Consider the following 453-nt stretch of genomic DNA (forward strand, 5'->3'; position numbering starts at 1 on the left):
ACTATTTCTACGACCTGCACGACCAACTGGTTAAGGCGGAAATCTTCAAAAAAGATGGCACGAAAGAAACTTGGGCGTACACCTACGACGCACTGGGCAGAAGGATAGGCAAAAGTCGTCTGAAAACCAGTCAGGAAGTTTCAGAAACGTCATTCCCGCATGATTTAAGCGGGAACGACCTCGAAAACCACACCCGCTTCGTCTGGGACGGCAGCCATCTCTTGCAGGAAGTCCACCCGGACGGCAGGTATACCTATATCTACACCGACCCGGATTCCTACGAACCGCTGGCGCAAGTCCGCGATTGGACAACCGCAGACGGCGAAAACTGCCAACAAACCCGCTACTTCCACTGCGACCAAATCGGCATCCCGCGCGAGATGACCGATAAGGACGGCAACCTCTTATGGTTCGGCAATTACACCGGCTGGGGTCGTCTGAAAGAGGAAACCA

The 453-nt window shown here is 53.6% G+C and carries 1 protein-coding gene; it reads left to right on the forward strand.

Annotated elements, in window-relative coordinates; all coding sequences use genetic code 11:
• Positions 1–453: RHS domain-containing protein (locus tag HMPREF3050_RS12070; protein WP_141758451.1), on the forward strand; the 453-nt coding region annotated here is incomplete at both ends.

Source organism: Neisseria sp. HMSC065D04 (assembly GCF_001815675.1).
In the GTDB taxonomy this organism is placed as follows: Bacteria; Pseudomonadota; Gammaproteobacteria; order Burkholderiales; family Neisseriaceae; genus Neisseria.